Here is a 2,567-nt window from a genome sequence, read left to right as displayed (position 1 = left end):
ATCCAGGCCAGTAAAGGGCGCCGCTGTCGCAAGACAGCGGCGCTTCTTTCTGTCTAGCACTTAGGGTTCAAAACCTTCGCGGATCGGGAAATCCACCGTGACATTCACCGCTTCCGCCGTGTTGGCAACACTGACGGCCCCACCGATCTGCTGGGCAAAACCACGCACCAACTGAGTTCCGATGGCCGTGGGCGTTGGTTGATCCGAGGCAGCCGTGCCCAAACTCGCCGGACCTTTGATATGAAGCCGCGCCTTTTGCTCGCCCTCAAGCAAGCGGAGCGATACTTCAATCTGGCTCATATGCGTTTCAGAGGCAGGCATTCCGGCAAGCAATTCGGTCAACAACAGCGCCAACGGCACCGCCTGATCCGGGATCAACTGGATCGGCTCGAAATCGGTGGCGATATGCGGCTTCTTGTTGCTTTGCTTGCCCATGCCGCTGATCTGGCGGATCACACCGGAAAACAGAGTGTCCATCTTGACGTCTTTCTGCCCGGCAGTCTCGTATAGCCCCATATGCACCGTCGCCAGCGCCATCACCCGATCGTGCAATCCCTCAAGGATTTCGCGCACCGTCACCGATTTTTCCTGCCGGATGTGAATTCGCATGATCGACGCGATCAGTTGCAAGCTGTTACCGGTGCGGTGATGCACCTCGCGCAGCAGAATTTCCTTCTGCCGCAGCATATTTTCCAACTCGGCTTCGTCATGCAGGATCGTGTCGGTCAAAACGTCATAGGCCCGCCCAAGCGCTTTGATTTCAGCGGGGCTTCTTTGCAGATCCAACTGCACCCGCTTGCGGTCGCCGCCCGCGAAGGCGGTCATCGCGCCGACAACATGCCGCATATGCCGGGCGACCAATGTCTCGGCACCCAACAGCGCCACCACCATCGCGGCAATCCACATCAATGACGGCACGATATAGGGGCCGATGTCTCGGCCTAACACGGTAAAACCACCGGGACGGGCCCAGGATCCTAACAGGAACAAACCATCTGCCATCGGTAATACTGAAAATATGCGCGGCTCGCCTGCCACCGTATTTGCAAGAAACGTGCGGGCCTCGCCGCGCGCCAGTTCTTGCAATGATGTCCCAGAGGGCAGGCTTAAAGGTGCATCGTCCAAACCGACGGATGAGGTGAGCACCGTGCCATTTTCATCGAATGTCAGCAGCGCCAGCGGATCACTCGCATCAGAATCTGCAGAGCTACCAGGTTCATCCAAGGAATGATGCGGGATCGACACAGCGATGAAGCCGACACGCTTGCCAGCCGTATCGTAGACCGGATGCGTCACACTCAGCACCGAAACACCCGAGACCGGACCTTTGCCGTTCACCGAAAAACCGGGTTCCTGCAAGTCAACAACCTTCAAAAACCCTTCAGATTCTGAGACGTCAAAATCCTTGCCCACCGATGTACAGGTCATTCTACCCGAGAGAGGCACAAACGCCACCAGCGACAACGCCGGCTCATCCGCTGCGACCTGCTGCATCAACTGCCGACAGCGCGACGTCTCTTTGAACACCTCGGTCAGAGACGTCGATTTTGCCAAGGTCGCCGCCATCACCTGTGCTGCCAGAATGAGCCTGATCTGTGGCGTGGCTGCGCGCAGGGTTTCGTCCATGATGGCCAGATTGGCGCGCTGCTCGGCTTCGTCGTTGGCGGCTTGCGATTGCACCAAACCTAAAACCCCAAGCGGCAGCATCGCAACCGCCACCATCAATGCCAAACGCGCGCCGAGTCGTTGATAAAACGGCGGGCGCGCGTCAGCGGCAGGCAGAAGTGGTGCGGGTTCTGTCATCCCATCGTGGCCGCTGCTCGACTGATCACCGCATCAGTGACGGCATCAACGCCCGAGAACATCCCTTCGCCCTCTGCCAATCCCAGCAAATGCGCCAGCCGCTTGCGCGCCCGCGATGCCCGGCTTTTCACCGTGCCCGCAGCCACACCCATCATCGCGGCGGCTTCCTCTGTTGAAAACCCCGAAGCCCCGACCAAAATCAACACCTCGCGGTGTTCATCCGACAGGGCATCAAAGGCGCGCAAGAAATCTGTGAACGCCATGCGGCCATCATGGTCGGGCTTCACGCTCAGCGTAGCGGCATGGGCACCATCCGGGTCGGCGACTTCGCGACGGGATTTGCGCAAGGACGAGTAATAGGTGTTGCGCAGAATCGTAAACAGCCAAGCTTGCAGGTTACTGCCACGCTGAAACTTGTCGATGCTGGCCCAGGCCTTCAGAATGGTTTCCTGCACCAGATCATCCGCCGAGGTAACATTGCGCGTCAGGCTGATCGCAAAGGCACGCAGCGGGCGCAGATGCTCGACCAACTGATCGCGCGGATCAATATCCGTCTCCATAGCAAGGTTCATTTCTGCCCCTCGTTCTTCTGCGCCTCTTTCTCTTTCAACTGCTGCAACAACTGCTTGAACCGGTCTGGCACCTCTTCGGTGAGTGCCGACTGGTAGACCCGCTTCAGGTTTTCTTCGATTTGAGCTTTGATCTGGTCGGCTTGTCCATCCTGCTCTGGGTTAGATCCCAGATTGGGGATTTTCACATTTTCC

General features: G+C 58.0%; 3 protein-coding genes. All 3 read right to left on the bottom strand.

All coding sequences use genetic code 11. The features are described 5' to 3' along the window. Positions 1–60 precede the first annotated feature (60 nt). Complete coding sequence (locus tag U1A24_RS07800; RefSeq protein ID WP_322321416.1) at positions 61–1,803, bottom strand: sensor histidine kinase; 1,743 nt, start codon at positions 1,801–1,803, stop codon at positions 61–63. Continuing rightward, a complete protein-coding gene (locus U1A24_RS07795; protein WP_322321415.1) occupies positions 1,800–2,375 on the bottom strand; it encodes an RNA polymerase sigma factor in 576 nt (191 codons plus the stop codon). The genes U1A24_RS07800 and U1A24_RS07795 overlap by 4 nt, the downstream gene beginning before the upstream one ends. After that, on the bottom strand, positions 2,372–2,567 hold a 196-nt coding region (locus tag U1A24_RS07790; protein ID WP_322321414.1), incomplete at its 5' end, for a NepR family anti-sigma factor. The genes U1A24_RS07795 and U1A24_RS07790, both read right to left, overlap by 4 nt.

Origin of the sequence: Cypionkella sp., from assembly GCF_034376685.1 — a bacterium.
GTDB lineage: Bacteria > Pseudomonadota > Alphaproteobacteria > Rhodobacterales > Rhodobacteraceae > Cypionkella.
This window is presented reverse-complemented; position numbering and strand designations above follow the sequence as displayed.

Excerpts from the sequence above, each read along its gene's own strand:
- U1A24_RS07800 (WP_322321416.1), bottom strand. The coding sequence starts at position 1,803 with ATGACAGAACCCGCACCACTTCTGCCTGCCGCTGACGCGCGCCCGCCG.
- U1A24_RS07795 (WP_322321415.1), bottom strand. The coding sequence starts at position 2,375 with ATGAACCTTGCTATGGAGACGGATATTGATCCGCGCGATCAGTTGGTC.